Origin of the sequence: Bradyrhizobium sp. Ce-3 (genome assembly GCF_022835695.1) — a bacterium.
Lineage (GTDB): Bacteria > Pseudomonadota > Alphaproteobacteria > Rhizobiales > Xanthobacteraceae > Bradyrhizobium.
Genome location: NZ_BQUV01000002.1, coordinates 781892 through 802270, shown reverse-complemented (window position 1 = coordinate 802270; position 20379 = coordinate 781892). Strand labels below are relative to the sequence as shown.

The 20379-nt window shown below is 64.2% G+C and carries 19 protein-coding genes and 1 pseudogene; 15 read left to right on the top strand and 5 right to left on the bottom strand.

Features of this window, described 5'->3' with window-relative positions; translation table 11 throughout:
- Positions 1–16 precede the first annotated feature (16 nt).
- A complete protein-coding gene (gene erpA, locus BRSPCE3_RS10220; RefSeq protein WP_021081206.1) occupies positions 17–346 on the bottom strand; it encodes an iron-sulfur cluster insertion protein ErpA in 330 nt (109 codons plus the stop codon).
- 137 nt (positions 347–483) lie between these two features.
- On the opposite strand from erpA, the gene BRSPCE3_RS10215 reads away from it, so the two are divergent.
- From BRSPCE3_RS10215 to surE, 12 genes and pseudogenes are all read left to right on the top strand, one after another.
- Positions 484–1692, top strand: a complete 1209-nt coding sequence (locus BRSPCE3_RS10215) for a deoxyguanosinetriphosphate triphosphohydrolase (protein ID WP_244065654.1) — start codon at positions 484–486, stop codon at positions 1690–1692.
- 9 nt (positions 1693–1701) lie between these two features.
- The gene (argS, locus tag BRSPCE3_RS10210; RefSeq protein WP_244065653.1) at positions 1702–3498 is read left to right on the top strand and encodes an arginine--tRNA ligase; all 1797 of its coding nucleotides are present in this window, start codon (positions 1702–1704) and stop codon (positions 3496–3498) included.
- Positions 3499–3616: 118 nt separating this feature from the next.
- Positions 3617–5086: an SPOR domain-containing protein gene (locus BRSPCE3_RS10205; protein WP_244065652.1), complete on the top strand. Its 1470-nt coding sequence runs from the start codon at positions 3617–3619 to the stop codon at positions 5084–5086.
- A gap of 46 nt (positions 5087–5132) precedes the next feature.
- The gene (gene nagZ / locus BRSPCE3_RS10200; protein WP_244065651.1) at positions 5133–6155 is read left to right on the top strand and encodes a beta-N-acetylhexosaminidase; all 1023 of its coding nucleotides are present in this window, start codon (positions 5133–5135) and stop codon (positions 6153–6155) included.
- Entirely contained in the window at positions 6152–6973 is an 822-nt protein-coding gene (locus BRSPCE3_RS10195) for a ScpA family protein (RefSeq protein ID WP_244065650.1), read from the top strand. Before nagZ ends, BRSPCE3_RS10195 begins: the two co-directional genes overlap by 4 nt.
- Positions 6974–6995: 22 nt before the next feature.
- Positions 6996–7922: pseudogene (gene scpB / locus BRSPCE3_RS10190) on the top strand (SMC-Scp complex subunit ScpB); the annotation flags it as partial.
- Between the two features lie 160 nt (positions 7923–8082).
- The gene (locus tag BRSPCE3_RS10185) at positions 8083–8316 is read left to right on the top strand and encodes a twin-arginine translocase TatA/TatE family subunit (RefSeq protein WP_244065649.1); all 234 of its coding nucleotides are present in this window, start codon (positions 8083–8085) and stop codon (positions 8314–8316) included.
- Positions 8317–8472: 156 nt separating this feature from the next.
- Positions 8473–8991, top strand: coding sequence for a Sec-independent protein translocase protein TatB (tatB, locus tag BRSPCE3_RS10180; protein WP_244065648.1), 519 nt, complete (start codon positions 8473–8475; stop codon positions 8989–8991).
- Positions 8988–9788, top strand: a complete 801-nt coding sequence (gene tatC, locus BRSPCE3_RS10175) for a twin-arginine translocase subunit TatC (protein ID WP_244065647.1) — start codon at positions 8988–8990, stop codon at positions 9786–9788. Before tatB ends, tatC begins: the two co-directional genes overlap by 4 nt.
- Positions 9789–9869: 81 nt before the next feature.
- Positions 9870–11351, top strand: coding sequence for a serine--tRNA ligase (gene serS / locus BRSPCE3_RS10170; RefSeq protein ID WP_244065646.1), 1482 nt, complete (start codon positions 9870–9872; stop codon positions 11349–11351).
- Positions 11352–11367: 16 nt separating this feature from the next.
- Positions 11368–12291, top strand: coding sequence for a hypothetical protein (locus tag BRSPCE3_RS10165; RefSeq protein WP_244065645.1), 924 nt, complete (start codon positions 11368–11370; stop codon positions 12289–12291).
- Positions 12292–12356: 65 nt separating this feature from the next.
- On the top strand, positions 12357–13124 hold the full coding sequence (gene surE, locus BRSPCE3_RS10160; RefSeq protein ID WP_244065644.1) for a 5'/3'-nucleotidase SurE: 768 nt from the start codon (positions 12357–12359) through the stop codon (positions 13122–13124).
- 104 nt (positions 13125–13228) lie between these two features.
- On the opposite strand, the gene BRSPCE3_RS10155 is transcribed toward surE, so the two are convergent.
- Complete coding sequence (locus tag BRSPCE3_RS10155) at positions 13229–13606, bottom strand: response regulator (protein ID WP_163158269.1); 378 nt, start codon at positions 13604–13606, stop codon at positions 13229–13231.
- A gap of 373 nt (positions 13607–13979) precedes the next feature.
- On the opposite strand from BRSPCE3_RS10155, the gene BRSPCE3_RS10150 reads away from it, so the two are divergent.
- Entirely contained in the window at positions 13980–14636 is a 657-nt protein-coding gene (locus BRSPCE3_RS10150; RefSeq protein WP_244065643.1) for a protein-L-isoaspartate(D-aspartate) O-methyltransferase, read from the top strand.
- Positions 14637–14746: 110 nt separating this feature from the next.
- Positions 14747–16135, top strand: a complete 1389-nt coding sequence (locus BRSPCE3_RS10145; protein WP_244065642.1) for a LysM peptidoglycan-binding domain-containing M23 family metallopeptidase — start codon at positions 14747–14749, stop codon at positions 16133–16135.
- A 131-nt stretch (positions 16136–16266) separates the two neighbouring features.
- Here the strand turns inward: BRSPCE3_RS10145 and BRSPCE3_RS10140 are convergent, their stop codons facing one another.
- The 3 genes from BRSPCE3_RS10140 to BRSPCE3_RS10130 all read right to left on the bottom strand — a co-directional run bounded on the left by BRSPCE3_RS10140 (position 16267) and on the right by BRSPCE3_RS10130 (position 19793).
- Entirely contained in the window at positions 16267–17892 is a 1626-nt protein-coding gene (locus BRSPCE3_RS10140; protein ID WP_244065641.1) for a porin, read from the bottom strand.
- Positions 17893–18247: 355 nt separating this feature from the next.
- Entirely contained in the window at positions 18248–18727 is a 480-nt protein-coding gene (locus BRSPCE3_RS10135; protein WP_244065640.1) for a hypothetical protein, read from the bottom strand.
- Between the two features lie 70 nt (positions 18728–18797).
- Positions 18798–19793 (bottom strand): ATP-binding protein, encoded by a 996-nt coding sequence (locus tag BRSPCE3_RS10130; RefSeq protein ID WP_244065639.1) that lies wholly within the window; start codon positions 19791–19793, stop codon positions 18798–18800.
- 190 nt (positions 19794–19983) lie between these two features.
- On the opposite strand from BRSPCE3_RS10130, the gene yajC reads away from it, so the two are divergent.
- Positions 19984–20340, top strand: coding sequence for a preprotein translocase subunit YajC (yajC, locus tag BRSPCE3_RS10125; RefSeq protein ID WP_194454471.1), 357 nt, complete (start codon positions 19984–19986; stop codon positions 20338–20340).
- The last annotated feature ends 39 nt before the right edge of the window (positions 20341–20379 follow it).

Below are 20379 nucleotides of genomic sequence, written 5' to 3'. Positions count from 1 at the left end.
TGTCAGGCGAGAAGCGTCAGATCGAGAAGCTGGTGCCGCAACCGCAGGAGGCGGTCGCGTTCGGGTTGACGACGCGGAACGAGGCGCCGATCAGGTCGTCGACGAAGTCGACTTCCGAGCCCGCCAGGAACGGGACGGAAGCGGGATCGATCAGCACCACCGCGCTGTCGCGCTCGATCACGAGGTCGTCATCGGCCTGGGTGCGCTCGACGTCGAACTTGTACTGGAAACCGGAGCAGCCGCCGCCCTCGACGGAAATGCGCAGCTTGGCGCCGTCGCCTTCCTTGCTGAGGATCTGCCCGATGCGGCGGGCGGCCCGTTCGCTGACGGTAATGGCAGCAGTCATGTCGGTCTCCGAAACCCTATCTGAGCATGGTCTGATCGGATCATACCCGGCGTCATGCCCAATTCATTTGGTCGACCGCCTCAGACATAGTTAAGTGCGTCGGACCATGGAATCAAATGGATAAGGACTAAAATACCGTGTCGGTCGGAATGGCTGCCCCCCGCGCGCCTTATGCCTGCGACCCCGACCGCAGCCGCGGCCGGCTGGTTACGGAGCCGCCGAGCCGGACCCGCAGCCCGTTCCGGCGCGACTGCGACCGGGTGATCCATTCCACCGCGTTCCGCCGCCTCAAGCACAAGACTCAGGTCTTCGTCTTCCATGAAGGCGACCACTACCGCACCAGGCTGACCCACTCGCTGGAGGTCGCGCAGATCGCCCGTGCGTTGGCCCGCCAGCTCGGGGTCGACGAGGATCTGACCGAGACGCTGGCGCTGGCGCATGACCTCGGCCATCCGCCGTTCGGCCATGCCGGGGAGCGGGCGCTCGACGAGTGCCTCAAGGACGACGGCGGCTTCGACCACAACGCGCAGGCGCTGCGGGTCGTCACCGCGCTGGAGCATCGCTACCCGGAATTCGGCGGGCTGAACCTGACCTGGGAATCGCTCGAGGGCATCGTCAAGCACAACGGCCCGCTGACCGAACGCAACGGCGCGCCCAGCGGCCGCTACCTCGAGGGCGGCATTCCGATCGGGATCGCCGACTACAACCAGACCTACGATCTCGAGCTCTGGAGCTATGCTTCGCTCGAGGCCCAGATCGCCGCCTTTGCCGACGACATCGCCTATGACGCCCATGATATCGACGACGGCCTGCGCGCCGGCCTGTTTGCGGTCGACGACCTCAAGGAGATGCCGCTGACGGCAGAGATCATCGCCGAGATCGACCGCCATTACCCCGGGCTCGACGAGGTCCGGCGCGGCGCCGAACTGGTGCGTGAGCTGATCTCACATTTCATCAATGCCGTGTTCGCGGAGGCGACCCGGCGCCTCGCGGCCGCGCAGCCGCAATCGGCCCAGGATGTACGCCACCACAATGCGCCGCTGATCGCGTTTCCGACCGAGGTGGCCGAGCAGGAGGCGGCGATCAAGGCGTTCCTGTTCCGGCGGATGTATCGCCACCCGCGGGTGATGCTGGTGATGCGGGAGGCGGAGCAGGTGGTCCGCAACCTTTTCGAGCGCTACCGGCAATCGCCCGGCGACCTGCCGGCGGAATGGATCGAGGGCAGCGTGCAGGAGACCGCCGGCGCCCGGAACAGGCGGATCGGCAATTTCATTGCCGGGATGACCGACCGCTTCGCCCTGATCGAACACCAAAGGCTTTTTGACTCGACCCCGGATTTGCGTTAGCGCCCTGCCATGGCCGACACCACTGCTTCACCACACCTTTTTGCCGATATGCTGACGCGCGTGCACGCGATCTGTGCCGCTATCGCAGCCGAGGACAATTGGCCCGCGGGCATCGATCTGTCCCGCGTCGTGGTGGAGCCGCCGCGCGATGCCGGCCATGGCGACATGGCGACCAATGCCGCGATGGTGCTCGCCAAGGACGCCAAGGCCAAGCCGCGCGAACTCGCCGACAAGATCGCCGAGCGGCTGCGCGCCGATGCGCTGGTGGCGTCCGTCGACGTCGCCGGACCCGGCTTCATCAACCTGACCTTGAAGCCGCAGGTCTGGGCGGACGCGCTGCGCGCCGTGCTGGCCGCCGGCTCCGCCTTTGGCCGCAGCGACATCGGCAAGGCCGAGAAGGTCAATGTCGAATACGTCTCGGCCAATCCGACCGGGCCGATGCATGTCGGCCATTGCCGCGGCGCCGTGTTCGGCGACGCGCTGTGCAGCCTGCTGCAATTCGCGGGCTTCGATGTCTGCCGCGAATATTACATCAACGACGCCGGTGCCCAGGTCGACGTGCTGGCGCGCTCGGCGTTCCTGCGCTACCGCGAGGCGTTGGGTCAGGACATCGGCGCGATCCCGGAAGGGCTCTATCCCGGCGACTATTTGGTGCCGGTCGGCGAGGCGCTCGCCAAGGAGTACGGCGAGAAGCTGCTCGACATGAGCGAAGCCGCGTGGCTGCCGATCGTGCGCGACAAGGCGATCGCCATGATGATGGAGATGATCAAGGGCGATCTCGCCGCGCTCAACATCCATCACGACGTGTTCTTCTCCGAGCGCTCGCTGATCATGTCCGGCAACAACAAGGTCGCCGAGACGATCGATTTCCTGCGTGCCAAGGGCGACATCTACGAGGGCCGCCTGCCGCCACCGAAGGGCAAGCCGGTCGAGGATTACGAGGACCGCGAGCAGTCGCTGTTTCGCGCCACCGCGTACGGCGACGACGTCGATCGTCCGCTGATCAAGTCGGACGCGTCGTACACCTACTTCGCCTCCGACATCGCCAACCACCGCAACAAGTTCGAGCGTGGCTTCACCAATCTGATCGACGTGTTCGGCGCTGATCACGGCGGCTACGTCAAGCGCATGCAGGCGGCGGTGAAGGCGGTGACCGCCGGCAAGGCGACGCTCGACGTCAAGATCGTGCAGCTCGTCAAGCTGCTGCGCGACGGCGAGCCGGTGAAGATGTCGAAGCGCTCCGGCGATTTCGTCACGCTGCGCGAGGTGGTCGACGAGGTCGGCTCGGACGCTGTCCGATTCATGATGCTATTCCGCAAGAACGACGCGGTGCTCGATTTCGACCTCGCCAAGGTGATTGAGCAGTCAAAGGACAACGCCGTCTTCTACGTCCAGTATGGCCACGCCCGCGGCCATTCGATCTTCCGCAACGCGCGGGAGGAGGCGGTTCCGGATCTGCCTGAGTCGGACGAGGCCCGGCTGGCCTATCTCCGTAATGCTACGGTGGAGCGGCTGACCGACCCGGCCGAGCTCGAACTGCTGAAGCGGCTTGCGCTTTATCCCCGGATGATCGAGGCTGCTTCGGTGGCACATGAGCCGCACCGAATCGCTTTTTATCTCTATGATTTAGCCAGTGAATTTCATGCGCTGTGGACCAAGGGGCGGGATTTGCCCTATTTACGCTTCATTATCAATAATGATGCAGAGATCACGAGGGCGCGACTGGCAATGGTTCAGGGCGTCGTCTCGGTTCTGGCATCGGGCTTAGCTGTTCTAGGCGTCCACGCTCCGACCGAGATGCGGTAGGCAGGGGCATTAGGCCCTCACGAGTGGGGATTTGTGAGGGCATCTGGCAGGGGCCAACTCGTTCGGACCGGCTGTGCCGGCGATCTTGGCGCTGTCCCGAAGGGGATGCATCATCACGATGGCTGATCGATATCAGGACCGACTTTTTTCCACCGACGCGGCTCCCAAGGCTGACGGCGATCCGCTTGCGGAACTGGCCCGGTTGATCGGCCAGACGGATCCATTCGGCACCGCCAACAAGCCGCCGCCGCGTCCGCTGCAGTCGCGCGCCAATGCGCGGCCGCAACAATATGAGCCGCAGGCGGAAGAGGACGACACGCAGCCCGCGGGCCCGCCGCCCTGGATGCAGCGCGCGCGACAGGAGGCCGTTGCGCCGCCGCCGGTGCAACACACCGAGTACGAAGAGCCCGAGCAGGATTATCAGCCGAAGCCGGTGCATCCGCTGCATCGCTACGCGGCGCAACAGGCGCACCCGCCTGCGCCCGAGCCGGTCGCAACCTACCGGCCGGTCGAGCCGCCGCGGCAGCCCGAGGCGTTTGACGATGAGCCGCACTATCAGGGCCACGATCAAGGCCACGATCCGTCACGCTATGACGACGCGCTGTACGGCCAGCTGGAAGCCGGCGAACAGGATTTGCAGCGCGATCCGTCCTATCCGGACGATCCCTACGCCTATGAGGCCGACGAGGAAGAACCTGAGCCGCGCCGGCGGAGCAGTGGCCTGATGACGGTCGCCGCGGTGCTGGCGCTGGGCGTGTTCGGTGTCGGCGGCGCGTATGCCTACCGGACCTATGTCGGCTCGCCCCGCACCGGCGAGCCACCGATCATCAAGGCCGACAACACGCCGACCAAGGTGATCCCGGTGCAGGCCGATGCGTCGGCCAAGATGCCGGACCGCATGGCGACCGGCGACGGCGGCGAGAAGATCGTGTCGCGTGAAGAGACACCGGTCGACGTCAACTCGAAGACCGCCGGTCCGCGCGTGGTGTTCCCGCCGCTGAATGCCAATGCGAATCCGCCGCCGGCCGCCAGCGTGCAGACCGCACAGCCCGCGCCGGCGCCGCTCACCGCGAACGGCACCTTGCCGAACAACGAGCCGCGCAAGATCCGCACCCTCGCGGTCAAGGGCGAAAACGCTGACGGCACGCAGGCCACCGCGGCTGTGCCGGCCAAGCCGCCGGCCACTGCGAAGCCGCCGATTTCGCGCGGCAACCCGACTGCGGCCAATGCCAGCGTGAACGCACCGATGTCGCTGGCTCCGGGCGGCCAGCCCGACCCGGCACCCGCGGCGCCTCCGACCCGCATCGCGTCTACCTCGGCCGCTCCGGTTGGTGGCGGTGGGTATCTGGTCCAGGTGTCGTCGCAGAAGAACGAGGCGGACGCGCAGGCGTCGTATCGGACGCTGCAGGGCAAATACCGCAACGTGCTCGGTTCGCAGCCTTTGGTGGTGAAGCGCGTCGATCTCGGCGAGAAGGGCGTCTATTACCGCGCCTTCGCCGGGCCATTCGCGTCATCGGAAGAGGCGAGCCAAGTCTGCAAGAGCCTGATGTCGGCCGGTGGGCCGCAATGCCTCATCCAAAGAAATTAAAGGCCGTTTCCTTGACCCGTGGGCTGCATACGGCCTAATCGGCCGAATGACGAACCGCGCATTCATCACGGGCATATCCGGGCTGACCCTCAACGACGCCGAACGCGAATTCATTCGCGCCGAGCGGCCATGGGGCTTCATCCTGTTCAAGCGCAACATCGAGAGTCCTGCCCAAGTGGCGGTTCTGGTTGAGGAACTCAGGTCCGCGGCCGGCATTGCCGATGCTCCGATCCTGATCGACCAGGAGGGCGGGCGGGTGCAGCGGCTCGGCCCGCCGCATTGGCCGGTCTATCCGCCCGGTGCAAGCTTCAGCGCGCTGTACGACATCGACCCGAAGCTCGGCCTCGCGGCCGCCCGCCTCAGCTCGCGGCTGATCGCGGCGGACCTGATCGACCTCGGGGTCACCGTCGATTGCCTGCCTCTGGCCGATGTTCCGGTAGCCGGCGCCGATGCGGTGATCGGCAACCGGGCCTATGGAACCGAGCCGGACAAGGTCGCGGCGATCGCGCGGGCGGTCACGGAGGGGTTGGAACAGGGCGGCGTGCTGCCGGTTCTCAAGCATATTCCCGGCCATGGCCGGGCCACGGCGGACAGCCATTTCCGGCTTCCGACCGTCGATACCGCCCAATCCGAGCTGGAACGGACCGATTTTGCCGCTTTCCAGCCGTTGGCGGACCTGCCGATGGCCATGACCGCACATGTTGTGTTTAGCGCGCTGGACCCCGTCCATCCGGCAACGACTTCTGCGACAATCATCGAACAGGTGATTCGCGGCCTGATCGGGTTTCAGGGTTTGTTGATGAGTGATGACGTGTCGATGAATGCGCTGGCCGGATCGATTGCCGAGCGGACCCGCGCCATCGTCAGCGCCGGTTGCGACATGATTCTGCACTGCAACGGCAATATCGACGAAATGCGCGAGGTTGCGCGGGAGACGCCGGAACTGGCCGGCAAGGCGCTTGAGCGCGCCAATGCGGCGCTCGCCGCACGGAAGCCGCCTCAGCCGCTCGATCGGCAGGCGGCGCGGGCTGAACTGGATGCGTTGTTGGATCGGGTAGGGACGGCATGACCGCTGAAATTCTATCGTTTGAGACCGGGCGGCCGGCCGACCTCGCCGAGGGTGAACCGGCGCTGGTGGTCGACGTCGAGGGCTATGAAGGCCCGCTCGATCTGCTGTTGACGTTGGCGCGGCAGCAGAAGGTCGACCTGTCGAAGATCTCGATCCTGGCGCTCGCCGACCAATATCTGTCGTTCATCGAGGCCGCGCGAAAAATCCGCCTCGAACTCGCTGCCGACTATCTCGTGATGGCGGCCTGGCTCGCGTTCCTGAAGTCGCGGCTGCTGCTGCCCGAACCGCCGAGCGCGGAGGGGCCGAGCGCCGAGGAAATGGCGACCGCGCTCGCCAATCGGCTGCGCCGCCTGGAGGCGATCCGCGAGGCGGCGAACCGGCTGATGAACCGGCCCCAGTTCCAGCGCGATATCTTTCCGCGCGGCAATCCGGAATCGATCGCCGAGATCAAGCATCCGAAGTTCACCGCGACCCTGTACGACCTGCTGTCGGCCTATGCCACGCAGCGCGCGTCGCGCGTGCTGACCTCGGTGCATCTGGCCAAGCGGACGGTGTGGTCGCTGGCCGAAGCGCGCGCCTCGCTGGAGCGGCTGGTCGGCCTCGCCGAGGACTGGAGCTGCCTCGACGAATACCTGATGAATTACGTCGCCGATCCCAAGCAGAGGGCGACAGTGTTCGCCTCGAGCTTCGCCGCCGCCCTTGAGCTGGTTCGCGAAGGCGAGATGGAGATCAACCAGAAGCAGGCGTTCGCGCCGATCTATTTCCGAAAGCGTCAAGCGCAGGCCGCAATGGCTGCGCCGGACCTGTCGGTTGAGTAAGTGGAAGAAGGAGAGCAAGCCCATGGCAAGCTTGGCGGAAGTGCGCAGAGACGAGCCCGAGGAGGAGGTTTCTCCTATGGATCATCCGGTAGCGCGTCCTGAGGAATTGCGGCTCCTGGAAGCCCTGTTGTTCGCATCGGCCGAGCCGATCGATCAGGCAACGCTCGCAAAGCGGATGCCCGACGGCGTCGATATCAAGCAGGCGCTCGCGCAGTTGCAGGCCGAATATGCGCCGCGTGGCGTCAACCTGGTTCGCGTCGCCAACAAATGGACGTTCCGGACTGCCGGCGATCTGTCGTGGCTGATGACGCGCGAGAGCACCGAGACCCGGAAGCTGTCGCGTGCAGCGATCGAGGTGCTGTCGATCGTCGCCTATCACCAGCCGGTGACGCGTGCCGAGATCGAAGAGATCCGCGGCGTGGTCACCTCGAAGGGAACGATCGACGTGCTGCTCGAGACCGGCTGGATCCGGCCGCGCGGCCGCCGCAAGACGCCGGGCCGTCCGCTGACCTTCGGAACCACCGACGCCTTCCTGTCGCAGTTCAGCCTGGAAGCGCTCGGCGATCTGCCGGGTCTCGAGGAACTGAAGGGCACGGGCCTGCTCGACTCGCGTCTGCCGACCGGCTTTAGCGTTCCGTCGCCGTCTGACGACGCGACGCTGCGGGAGGACGAGGAGCCGCTTGAGCCCGGCGACACGCTGGAACTGCTGCTTGCGCCGGCCGTCGAACCGGAGGCCGAGGAACCGAAGCCCGAAAGCGAAGCGGCCGAGAATGAAGCGGTTGCCGAGGTTGAGACGGCCGAGGTCGAAATGACGGTCGAGGCGGAAGCCGAATTCGAGGCGGAAGTTGCCGCCGAGGTGGATGCGGCCGAACCTGACGCGGCTGAACCCGACGCTGCCGAGCCGGAAGAGCGCATCGACCACGCGGGCGATGACGACGGCGCCGAGGAGAAGGGCGAATAGCCCTTAAATATTCCCGGTTAAGCCTAGCAATATTACGTAGCCGCGACAGCGATTTGCCGCGGCTTAAGTCCTTGTTTTTGACACCCCGCAGGCCTAACTTCCGGCCATGTTCAGGCCGGTCCGCCGGCCATTTCTGGAGGGTTGCAGGATGGGTTCGTTGAGCATTTGGCACTGGATCGTCGTGATCGCAGTGGTCCTGCTGCTGTTCGGACGCGGCAAGATTTCGGACCTGATGGGTGACGTCGCTCAAGGCATCAAGGCCTTCAAGAAGGGCATGCAGGACGACGACAAGGTCGCTGAGAAGACCGAACCCACCAAGTCGATCGATCACAATGCGACGCCGTCGGCCGCGCGTCAGGACGTCGGCAGCAAGGCCGTCTAACGCGCTTGTACTGACGCATATGTCGACGTTTTTCTTGCGCGAAACGGTGACGCCGTCGCACAGACGCGCTATGGACGCCGATTGAGAAAAGGCGCTGGCGGCCCCATATCCTGTTGGGATCGATGGGGCCGATGGCGCGCTTAGGCGGAAAAATTCATGTTCGATATCGGGTGGAGTGAACTGGTCGTCATCGCGGTCGTCGCGCTGATCGCCATCGGCCCGAAGGAACTGCCGGGCGTGCTGCGCATGGTTGGGCAATGGATGGGCAAGGCCCGCAAGATGGCCTCCGAATTCCAGGGCCAGTTCCAGGAGGCCATGCGCGAGGCCGAGATGGCCGACCTCAAGAAGAGCTTTGACGAGGTCAGGGAAGCCGCGACCGGCATCACCAGCGGCAACATCATGACCTCCTTGCAGAAGGACGTCAGCGATGCCCTGCAGATCGACAAGCCGGTCGATGCCCAGGTCGCCTCCGCGATCGACGCACCGGTGACGTCGAGCGACGCACCGGTCACGCCCACGACGCCGGCCGAGCCGACGCCGGAAACCTTTGTCGAGGCCGAGACGCACGCTGCCGGCGAGCCGCTCGCGATCACCAGCGAGGTCAAGGCCGAGCCGGCACCGCATGATGTGACGCCGCCAGAACCCGACGTGCTGAAGGACGCGAGAGCGTCATGAGCGCCGAAGATATCGAGGCCTCCAAGGCCCCCTTGATGGATCATCTGATCGAGCTGCGCTCGCGTCTGATCAAGGCGCTGCTCGGCTTCGGCGTGGCTTTCATCATCTGCTTCTTCTTCGCCAAGCAGATCTACAACGTGCTGGTGTGGCCGTTCGTGCTGGTGGCGGGGCCCGAGAATTCGAAATTCATCTACACGCAGCTGCTGGAATACTTCATCACGCAGTTGAAGCTCGCGATGTTCGGCGCCGCCTTCATCTCGTTCCCGATCGTCGCCGGACAGATCTATATGTTCGTGGCGCCCGGCCTTTACAGGCACGAGCGCAACGCCTTCCTGCCGTATCTGATCGCGACGCCGGTGTTCTTCGTGATGGGCGCGATGCTGGTCTATTTCGTCGTGCTGCCGATGCTGGTGCGGTTCTCGCTTGGCATGCAGCAGGCCGGCAGCGCGGAGACCGCGCAGATCCAGCTGCTGCCCAAGGTCGGTGAATATCTCTCGCTGATGATGTCGCTGATCTTCGCCTTCGGCATCGCCTTCCAGCTGCCGGTGATCCTGACGCTGCTCGGCCGCATCGGCATCGTCACCTCGAAGATGCTGAAGGAGAAGCGGCGCTACTTCATCGTGATCGCCTTCATCATCGCCGCCGTGCTGACGCCGCCCGACGTGCTGAGCCAGGCCTCGCTCGCGATCCCGCTGCTCGCGCTCTACGAGGGCGCCATCATCGCGGTCCGGATCGTGGAGAAGAAGGCCGCGGCCGCCTCATCCACGGCGCCGTCGGCGACCAATCCGGCCGAGTAGGGCCGTCTTCGTTGTTCCAAATTTTTCCTATTCGGGGTACTTGAGACGCGCCGATGGCGGCACGATCTGGGAACTTCTGCCATGCACGACATCAAAGCAATCCGCGAAAATCCTGATGCGTTTGACGCCGCGTTGAGACGAAGAGGCTTACAGCCTTTGGCTGGGCCGCTCTTAGAAGTTGACGAACAGCGTCGGATCGCAATTGGTCACCGCGAGAATGCGCTTGCTCGTCGGAATGCAGCTTCAAAGGAGATTGGTGAAGCAAAGCGCAGAGGAGATCTTGCGCATGCTGAGGACCTTATGATCGAGGTAACTCAGCTGAAGACGGCTATTCCGGAGCTCGAGAAAACGCCTAGGGAGCTTGAGACGAAATTAGAGGCTATGCTCGCTAGCATACCAAATTTGCCTCTTGAGGAGGTACCCAACGGAAGCAGCGAGCATGACAATGTTCTGCGTCACGTCTACGGAGTGAGACCCAGCTACGTATTCAAGGCAAGAGCGCACGATGACCTTGGTGCGGCGCTCAGGCTTATGGATTTTGAGGCCGCTGCTAAGCTTTCTGGAGCGAGATTTGTTGTGCTGAAGAGTGGTATCGCTCGGTTGGAGCGAGCTATTGGGCAGTTCATGCTCGATCTTCATACAAGCAAGCACGGCTATGTTGAGGTCAGTCCTCCGCTCTTGGTCCGCAGCGAAGCTATGTTCGGCACCGGTCAATTGCCAAAGTTTGAGAACGATCAATTCGGAAATAATCTGCGACTTTTCTCCACGACGAGATTCTCCTCTGATTTTAGCTTGAGCCATGATCTTAAATCGTTTGAAGATCGGATCATCTTTCAGGAAGATAGCGAACGTCAGCAGTTCAAGCAGATTCGTGAGAACCACCCCGAATTAGGTTGGAGCATCTCTCATCCGAGAGGCGGCGCCCCGCAGCTAAATATCAGTCGAAAGATGTGGCTCATTCCGACAGCCGAAGTTTCTCTCACCAACCTCGCGCGCGAATCCATTCTCGACGAAAAAGAACTGCCGATGCGGCTCACCGCGCTGACGCCGTGCTTCCGCGCCGAGGCAGGCGCGGCCGGACGCGACACGCGCGGCATGATCCGCCAGCACCAGTTCACCAAGGTCGAGCTGGTGTCGATCACGACACCGGAGGCCAGCAAGGATGAGCTCGAGCGCATGCTGTCCTGCGCCGAGCAGGTGTTGCAGAAGCTCGATTTGCATTACCGCGTGATGACGCTGTGCGCCGGCGACATGGGCTTCTCCGCGCAGAAGACCTACGACATCGAGGTCTGGATGCCGGGGCAGGGCGATGGCGGCGCCTATCGCGAGATCTCGAGCTGCTCGGTGTGCGGTGATTTCCAGGCCCGCCGCATGGACGCGCGCTATCGCGGTCCCGACGGCAAGCCGCGCTTCGTGCACACGCTGAACGGCTCCGGCACCGCGGTCGGGCGCGCTTTGATCGCCGTGATGGAGACCTATCAGCAGCAGGACGGTTCGATCGCGGTGCCCGATGTGCTGCAGCCCTATATGGGCGGGCTCAAGGTCATCGAGCACGGCATGTGAGGCGAGGGCCAGTGTGATGCCGCTGCACCGTGACATCCACTGGCTTGGTCGACAATGGGCCGTCACGGGTCATGGTCTGCAGCTGATCAATCAGAAGCAAATGGGCTATTACGACATCGAGGCGGCGCGGCTGTGGGACGCTCGCGTGACCGAGGTGCAATCGAAGGCCTGGATCGACAGGCCCGACTTCGACAAGGCGCTGGAGCTCGCGCGCGGCAAGTTCGCGCAACTTGCGCCGGCCGATCTGCCGCCGCCAGCGATGGTTGCACCGCCGCCGCCTCCGGTCCGGGCGACATCGCCGGCCGCGCCGCGTGCACCGCCTGACGCCACATCGGTGCCGTCGATCGAGGAATTGCTGGCGCGGCTGAAATCGAGATCGGCTGCGGCAGCCCCCATCGCAAATCCCGCCGAGGCGCCCGCACCGGTGCCGCCCGCACAGGCCAAGGCTGAGCCTCTCCAGGCGGAAGCCGGCAAATCCGAAGTCGCCAAATCGGAGCCTCCGAAAGCGGCCGAGCCGGAGCTTCGCCAATCCGCATCGGTCACCGCAGAGGCGCCCGTCGAGCTTAAGCCTGCCAAGCCGGAGCTTGCCAAGCCGGAGCCTGCCAAGTCGGAGCCTGCTGAGGCCGAATCCGCCCACCGTCAGGCTCCCAAGCCCGAGTCTCCGAAGGTTGGGCCGCTCCGGTCCGAAGCTCCCGAATCCGAGGCTCCCAAAGCCGACGTTCCCAAGCTCGCGGCTTCAAGCTCCGAAGCGCACCCGGCCGCTCCAGTCAAAAAACTCGAAGCCCCGCCGCTGACCCCCGTCATCACGGTTGTCCGGCGGCCGGCCAGAACCGCTTGGCCGGTATTCGAGCGCAAGATCGCCGGCAGCGGCAGGTTTGTGCGTCCATGGCGCGTGACGTCGGGGCGATGGCACGGGCCAAGTTTGCCTCCGCGGCCCTAGCCGGTTAAGACCACCCGTCAGCTCAAGAAAGCCGCGTCGAATCGGAACAAGAGGCACTTTGACGGATGCGAATTCTCTGCACCAATGATGACGGCATCAACGCTCCTGGCTTGCAGGTCATCGAGCAGATTGCACGCGCGTTGTCGGACGACGTCTGGATCGTGGCTCCCGAGCTCGATCAGTCCGGCGTCTCGCATTCGCTGTCGCTGAACGATCCGCTGCGCCTGCGTGAAGTCAGCCCGCGCCACTTCGCGGTGCGCGGCACGCCGACCGATTGCGTCATCATGGGCGCGCGCCACATTCTCGGAGACAAGCTGCCCGATCTCGTGCTGAGCGGCGTCAACAAGGGCCGCAACGTCGCCGAGGACGTGGTCTATTCCGGCACCATCGCCGGCGCGCTGGAAGGCACCATCCTGGGCTTTCCGTCATTTGCGCTGTCGCAGGAATTTTCGATCGAGACGCGCAACGCGCCGCTGTGGGACACCGCGCTGAAATTCGGGCCCGACATCATCCGCAAGGTGATCGACGCCGGCGTGCCGCGCAACACCGTCATCAACGTCAACTTCCCGTCCTGCATGCCCGATGACGTCAAGGGCATCCGGATCACGCGGCAGGGCAAGCGCAATCAGGGCTTTCTGAAGATCGATCGCCGTCACGACGGACGCGGCAATCCGTATTTCTGGATCGGCTTCGAGCGCGCGGCGATGATGGATACGCCGGCCGAAGGCACCGATCTCGCGGCGCTCGCCGGGCGTTACGTCTCGGTGACGCCGCTGCGGCTCGACCGCACCGATGAAGCATTTTCGGAAACGCTGACCACGACGCTGAAGTGATTCAGTAGCCCGGATGGAGCGAAGCGCAATCCGGGATTCATTCCGCGGGTTCGGTTTCCCGGATTGCGCTGCGCTCCATCCGGGCTACGCGCTCCAATGAGCAGCTAAACCGGGGCGCCCTTCATCGCGCTCGAGATCATCTGGGCCAGGGTTTCCAGCTGGAAGGGCTTTTGCAGCGCCGGACGGTCGCGATACTCCGGCGGCAGGCCCGACGAGCCATAGCCGGTTGCGAAGATGAAGGGGCGGTTGCGGGCGTTGATCAGCTCGGCAACCGGCGTGATCACCTTGCCATTGACGTTGACGTCGAGGATCGCGAGGTCGAATTCGGTCGACTGGGCGAGCTTGACCGCCTCGCCGATTTCGCCGGCTTCGGCCGCGACGCTGTGGCCGAGCTCCTCCAGCATGTCGGCGACCATCATCCGGATCATGACCTCGTCCTCCACGAGGAAAACTGAACAGCCCGCCGGCCGTATCGCTGTCATGATGGAATCCTTGCCCGTCCCTGAAATAGGCTCGCAAATAACACCACACGGCGCAACGCAAAGGTTTGGGAATCGGTCCTTTTCCAGCGCGCGGCAGCACTCGCCCGACCGCCCTGACTGACCTCGTGCGCAAGATTCGCGCAACGCCAACCAAGGGATGGCAGGTCAACCAGCGCCCGGTCCGCGCCACCGCGGCGTCAGCCCGCGCGCCGCCGCTTATATGTGGAGTGGCCGGGCCGCCGCCAAGTAAAAATCGGGCGCGGGTTCCTGACCGGGAACAAAACGCGACGGGAAATTTTTCCTTAACGCGGCATTTCGGATTTCAATGGCATCAAGTCTGAGCAAGATTCCGCGCTGCCGCCCAGGGTTGCTGATGAACATGGCCGTGAACCCCGATCCGACCGAGAAGATGATGTTTCAGCTCACCCTGCGGCGGCGAGGGGTGAGCGATCAGGCGGTGTTGCGCACCATGGAGGAGGTGCCGCGCGAGGTCTTCGTCGATCCGCGCGACCGCAACGAGGCCTATCGCGACAGTGCGCTTGCGATCGCCTGCGGGCAGACCATCAGCCAGCCCTTCGTGGTGGCCTACATGACCGAGCAGTTGCAGCTGCAGAAGGATCACCGCGTGCTCGAGATAGGCACCGGCTCCGGTTACCAGGCGGCCATCCTGTCCCGGCTGTGCAAGCAGGTCCTGACCATCGAGCGCTACCGGACGCTGGCCGACGGCGCCCGCAAGCGTCTCGAAAAGCTCGGTTACTACAACGTCGAGGTGCTGCTCGGCGACGGCTTCGACGTGCCGGCCGGGGCAGGCGATTTCAACCGCATCATCGTCACCGCGGCGATGGAGCAGATCCCGGAGAAACTGCTGGAGCGGCTCGATCCCGGCGGCATCCTGATCGCCCCGGTCGGACCGCATCAGGGCACCCAGACCCTGGTCCGCATGGTCCGGACGGAGAACGGTTTCGAACGCAAGGAACTGGTCGACGTCCGCTTCGTGCCGGCGCTGCCGGGAATCGCGCGCGAATTATGAATTCGGCGATTTGCCGCTTGGCGCCAACGCCTTATTCGCAGGGTTAAGCGGTTATTTACTCGGTACGTGTTTACTCAAAACAGTCTTTTGTTGCGTACGAGTGAGTAACCATGTCTGGGGTTGTTGAGTTGCTTCGCTCGCGTCGCGTGCCGCAGGTTGCGGTGCTGACGCTGATGTCCATGGCTTTTGCCGGTTGCAGCGCCGATATGTCGTCGCGCTTCTCGCAAAACTCCTACTCGCAAAATCCGTTTGCGTTTGATCCGCAGCCGACCGGCACTGTGCAGCAGGCGCCGCCGCCGCGCGAGCTGCCGCAATACGCGCGGCCGCGAACGCAATCGCAATATTCGCAGTATCAGTCACAGCCCTTGCCGCCGCCGGTTGCGGCGCCGCAATCCTACCCGGTTGCCAATGCCAACGCTGGCGTGTCGGGAGGAGGGCGCGGGATGTCATCCTACATGCCGCCGCCGGCACGGCCGCAGATCGAGACCACCGGCACGGTGCCGCATTCGGTCGCCGCCGCACATGCCGGCCACGCCGGCACCACGATCATCGTCGGCACCAGCGATACGCTGGAGGTGCTGGCGCGCCGCTACAACGTCTCGACCGCCGAGATCCTGCGCGCCAACGGCTACAAGGGCCCGCGCGCGCTGTCGCCCGGCCAGCAGCTGGTCATTCCGCGTCCAGGCGCGGTCGCCGCGGCACCTGCGATGGCCGCATCTGCCGCACGGCCGGTCGCCGTCGCAGCGGCGCCCGCTGGTGTGCACTATGTCAATCGCGGCGACACGCTCCACAGCATCGCGCGCCAGCACCACATCCCGGTGGCCGAGCTCGCCCGCGCCAACAATCTCGACCAGTCGGCTCGGCTCAGCCTCGGCATGAAGCTCATGGTGCCCGGCGCCAAGACCGCGATGGCAGCACCTGCGCCCCTTGCGCAGCCGGTTGCCGCTGCGCCGGTCGGCGCCGTGGCCCCGGCACCGGCCGTGGCGGCACCGAGGGTCGTCGCCACCGCACTGCCGCAGCAGAGCGCGCGGCTGGTGCAGCCGACCGCAGCCGTCGAACAGCCCGCTGCCGCCGCTGAAGCGCCCGTCGTCACCAAGTCGAGCGAAGCCACCGGCGCATTGCCGACGTTCCGCTGGCCGGTGCGTGGCAAGGTCATCACCGCCTACGGCTCGAAGACCAACGGCAAGGTCAATGACGGCATCAACGTCGCGGTGCCCGAAGGCACGCCGGTGAAGGCGGCCGAAGACGGCGTCGTGGCGTACTCGGGCAACGAGCTGAAGGGCTACGGCAACCTCGTCCTGGTTCGCCACTCCAACGGCTATGTCACTGCTTACGCTCATGCGAGCGAAATCCTGGTGAAGCGCGGCGATACCATCAAGCGCGGCCAGGTGATCGCCAAGTCGGGTCAGTCGGGCGAGGCGGGCTCGCCGCAGCTCCACTTCGAAATCCGCAAGGGATCGTCGCCGGTCGATCCGCTCCAGTTCCTCAACGGCGCGTAAGTTACGCGCCGGGACTTCCAAGTCTCGCAACAAAGACAGCGGGGGTGGCGCAAGCCTCCCCCGCTTTGTTTTGATCTGCCGGCAGCGTAGCCCGGATGCAGCGAAGCGAATTCCCGGTTACCAGTTCTGGACTAGAAGTCGAACGTCATGCCGGTTGTCACGGCACTCGCCTTGTTGCCGGCGACCACGTTGTTGTTGGCGTCGCGGCCGCACACACCGTAGCCGTGACCACTCACGCCGAGGCAGTAATGCGCGCCCGGGCCGTTGCGCAGATAACTGCCGACAAGGTACCAGGCCACGACCGGGCTGAAGTGGTACTTGACACCAGCTGCATATTGATCGGCGCTGCTGTCGAGCGTGTTGAGCGCAAAGTCAGCCGATCCCGCGGCCGGCGTGACGGTGTAGTTGTTGAGCACACCGGTCCCGGGCGAACCTGGCGAGGCGTTGGCGTGAGCCCATGACGCACTGACGTCCCATGGGCCGACGCTCTGGGTGGCGCTGAGGAAGTAGCCGTCGCGCGACCGTTCGTTGAAGTCGGCGACGGTGTTCTCGCGCCGCATCACTTCGTAAATGCCATAAAGCTGCAGCTTGCCGATGCCGTCGTCGATGCGATAGCCGGCACCGATCTTCGCGGCCCATTCATTGGCGATGCCGACGGCTCCCGGCGGAACGATCAGCACGCCGCCATTGCTCAAGGGTGTGACCGCCTCGTCCCCGGTGCGGTTGGTGCCCTCATGCATCTCGTAGGCGGCGATCGCGGTGAATGGTCCCTGGTTGTAGGACAGCGACGCGCTGTAGAGATTGCCATAGGAGCCGTCGGTGCAGCCTTCCGGTGCCGAGGTCAGCGGGAAGCCGCTGCCGCTGCCGCGCGCGGAGGTAGCGGGGCAATTGAAATCGCCGAGCGCGAAATCGCTGTTGTCCCTTGCGGTGTTCTGCCCCGGCGAGATCATCAGCGTGGTCTGGAAGCCGTTCCAGACCGGCGATTCGTACCAGACCGCATGCGCCGCACGCCAGTCGAACTCGGCACGCAAGTCACCGCCGGTATTGCCCATGATCGAGTTGTAGTCACCGAGCGTCGCCGAGAACGGATCGAACTTCGAGGTGGATTTCTTGTACGGCGTATCCGATTTGCCCGCCTTGACCGTGCCCCACGGCGTTTGCATCCCGATGAAGCTGTCGCGCGTGCCGAACGCGGCGCGTTCGGTCGGAACCGCGGCGACCTCGACGAGGGATTCGAACTGGGCGACGGCGGCCCACCCGGCGTAGCCATACGGTTCGAGATCATGGCGGGCGTGGATGCCGAAGAAGGTGAGGTTGCTCGCCACACCGAACTTGGTGCCCTGATCGAACACACCGGGGTTGAAGACGTCACCTGACAGGTCCACGTGGCCGTAGAGCGTGACGGTCGTGTTGTCGACGAAGGAATTGCTGCCTGGTGCCTTGCTGTAGAGCGGTGCGCCGCCGATGCTGACGATGGGACGTTCGGGCGGCTGCTTCGGGGAGGGGGCGACGGAGGCGTGCTGCACCGGATTGCCCTTTGGCGGCGAGGCTGCCGACGCAGGCTCTGCGGGATGACTGGCGATGTGATTCACGCGGTCCCTGAGCTGGGCGTTCTCCTTGGCGAGCTTCGCGTTGTTTCGTTCGAGTGCATCCAGACGCGCCATCACGTCGTCCAGTGTCGCCGCCCGTACCGGCTGTTGCGCGAGCACGAGGCAGATCGCCGTGAATGCGGTTCCGGCGAGATATCCATTCTTCATCTGATCCCCCTTTGCCGATCGCCGCAGCGGATTGCTGGGCGTTACAAAGTGAAGGAACGTTAATGTATGCCAAACACCAGATACATGCATGCCAAAGGCGTGAGGGAGATAATCAGTCGCTGTGACATAAGAGGTACAATGATACTATTGCACCGCATCAATTTGTCGCAGGCTGGTTTGGGAATAGAAGTCGCGGAATTCTCAAGCTCTTGGATTTTCGTAGAGAAAACGGGTGAAGCGATTTGGACAGGCGTGCTGACAAATTATGGTTGCGACGCAATATTCTTGACCTGATCTGGCATAATGGATTCCAGAAATGACGGTCTCAGGGACCAGTTCGATCCTCTGGAGCGGTCTAGATCGCCGACCAGGGGCCTCGCCCGTCGGCGAGACGCTCGACCATGTCGCGTAGAAATTGCGGTGGTCCGTTAGCGTGCCATTCCCCGTCGGACTGCAGCAGCAAGGGACGGCGGTTGTCGCGGCTGAAGGCTTCGAGCCAGGCGCGGGCCTTTGCTTTCGGACGCGGGCCGATGGCAACCGCGACGTCGACCGGAGTGGTGCGCCAGACGAAGCTCGCGGGAAGAAAGATGAGATCGGATTTATCCGGGCGCATCCACCCGGGCAGCGGACTCGTTGGAGCCAGCCAACCGCAGACGAAATTACGGCACGGGTCGACCGGTCGCTGGTCGTAGATCGCGCATTGGCCGGCACGGCTGAAGGGACAGGGATGCCCCGGATAGACATCGTGGTCGCGAATCCGGATTTTCAGCCAGCCATCGCAGCATGCGGTGCACTCGCCACATCGTCTCGCAGTCGCGCTTGGGTCGGCCGGCATGAATAGAGTGTACTCATGCCGCGCCGGATTCAGAAGGCCATCCGCGGGATCGCTCGAAGTGTGATCGGGGCTACTTGCCGCCCAGCCGCACGCCGAGCCGGCCGGCGAGCTCCTGGGTGTACTGCCAGGCGACGCGGCCGGACCGCGAGCCACGGGTGGTCGACCATTCGAGCGCTTCGCGCTCGAGCTCATCCTCGGCGATCTTGATGCCGTAATGGTCGCAATAGCCCTTCACCATCGCGAGGTATTCGTCCTGGCTGCAGCGGTGGAAGCCGAGCCAGAGGCCGAAGCGATCCGACAGCGAGACCTTTTCCTCGACTGCTTCGCCCGGATTGATCGCGGTCGAGCGCTCGTTCTCGATCATCTCGCGCGCCAGCAGATGGCGCCGGTTCGAGGTCGCATAGAGGATGACGTTGTCGGGGCGTCCCTCGATGCCGCCTTCAAGGACGGCCTTCAAGGACTTGTACGAGGCGTCGTTGCCGTCGAAGGAGAGGTCGTCGCAGAACACGATGAAGCGGAAGGAGGAGTTGCGCAGCAGCTCCATCAGGCCGGGCAGGCTCTCGATGTCCTCGCGATGGATCTCGATCAGCTTGAGCCGGTCGGCTGGCTTGCGACCGGCGTTGATGCTGGCATGCGCGGCCTTGACCAGCGACGACTTGCCCATGCCCCGGGCGCCCCAGAGCAAGGCATTGTTGGCGGGCAGTCCGTTGGTGAAGCGCTCGGTGTTCTCCATCAGGATGTCGCGCATCCGGTCGACGCCCTTGAGCAGGCCGATCTCGACGCGGCTGACCCGCGGCACCGGGGCAAGGCGACCGTCCGGATGCCAGACAAAGGCGTCGGCGGCGCCGAACGACTCAGCCGGATCGGGGGACGGGGAGGCGGCCGCGAGGCGGCTCGCGATGGTCTCCAGGGCGTTCGCGATCCGCTCCGCGGTCGCGCCGTCGAGCGGTGTTTCCGGGCGTTTTGTCGCGGCGTTTGCGGCGCGCCTGGCAGCCGCTTTGGGGGCGGTCTTGCTGGCTGATTTACTGGTGGTTTTGCTGGTGGTTTTCTTGGCTTTTTTCGGCATTTGTCCAGTTCCTGACGGCGCAGCCTTATCGGGCTGGCGGCGGTCCCGCAAGCGCCCTAAATGAAGGTCCGTTAACGTTGCAATTGGGACCGCGGCCGCTATAGTCCGCGCGAATTTGTCCGGACCGCCATACCGCCCCGACTCCGAGGGCGCTGCCGGTTCTTTCCCGTCTTATCCGAGGATCGTTCGAATGCTGATTACTCCTGCGTTTGCTCAGGCTGGAGCAAGTGGTGACACCAACAGCATGTTGATGTCACTGCTGCCATTCGCGCTGATCTTCGTCATCATGTACTTCCTGATTCTGCGCCCGCAGCAGCGGAAGGTGCGCGACCACGCCGACCTCGTGAAGAACATCCGCCGCGGCGACACCGTGGTGACCTCGGGCGGCCTCGTCGGCAAGGTGACCAAGGTGGTCGACGACGACCAGATCGAGTTCGAGATCTCCGACGGCGTGCGCGTGCGGCAGATGCGCCAGATGATCTCGGGCGTGCGCACCAAGGGTGAGCCGGCGAAGGGCGATGCCAAGGACGAGGCGTCCGCGAGCTGATTGCCGCGGAGCCCTTTGCCGAATCTGACAGGTCAATTC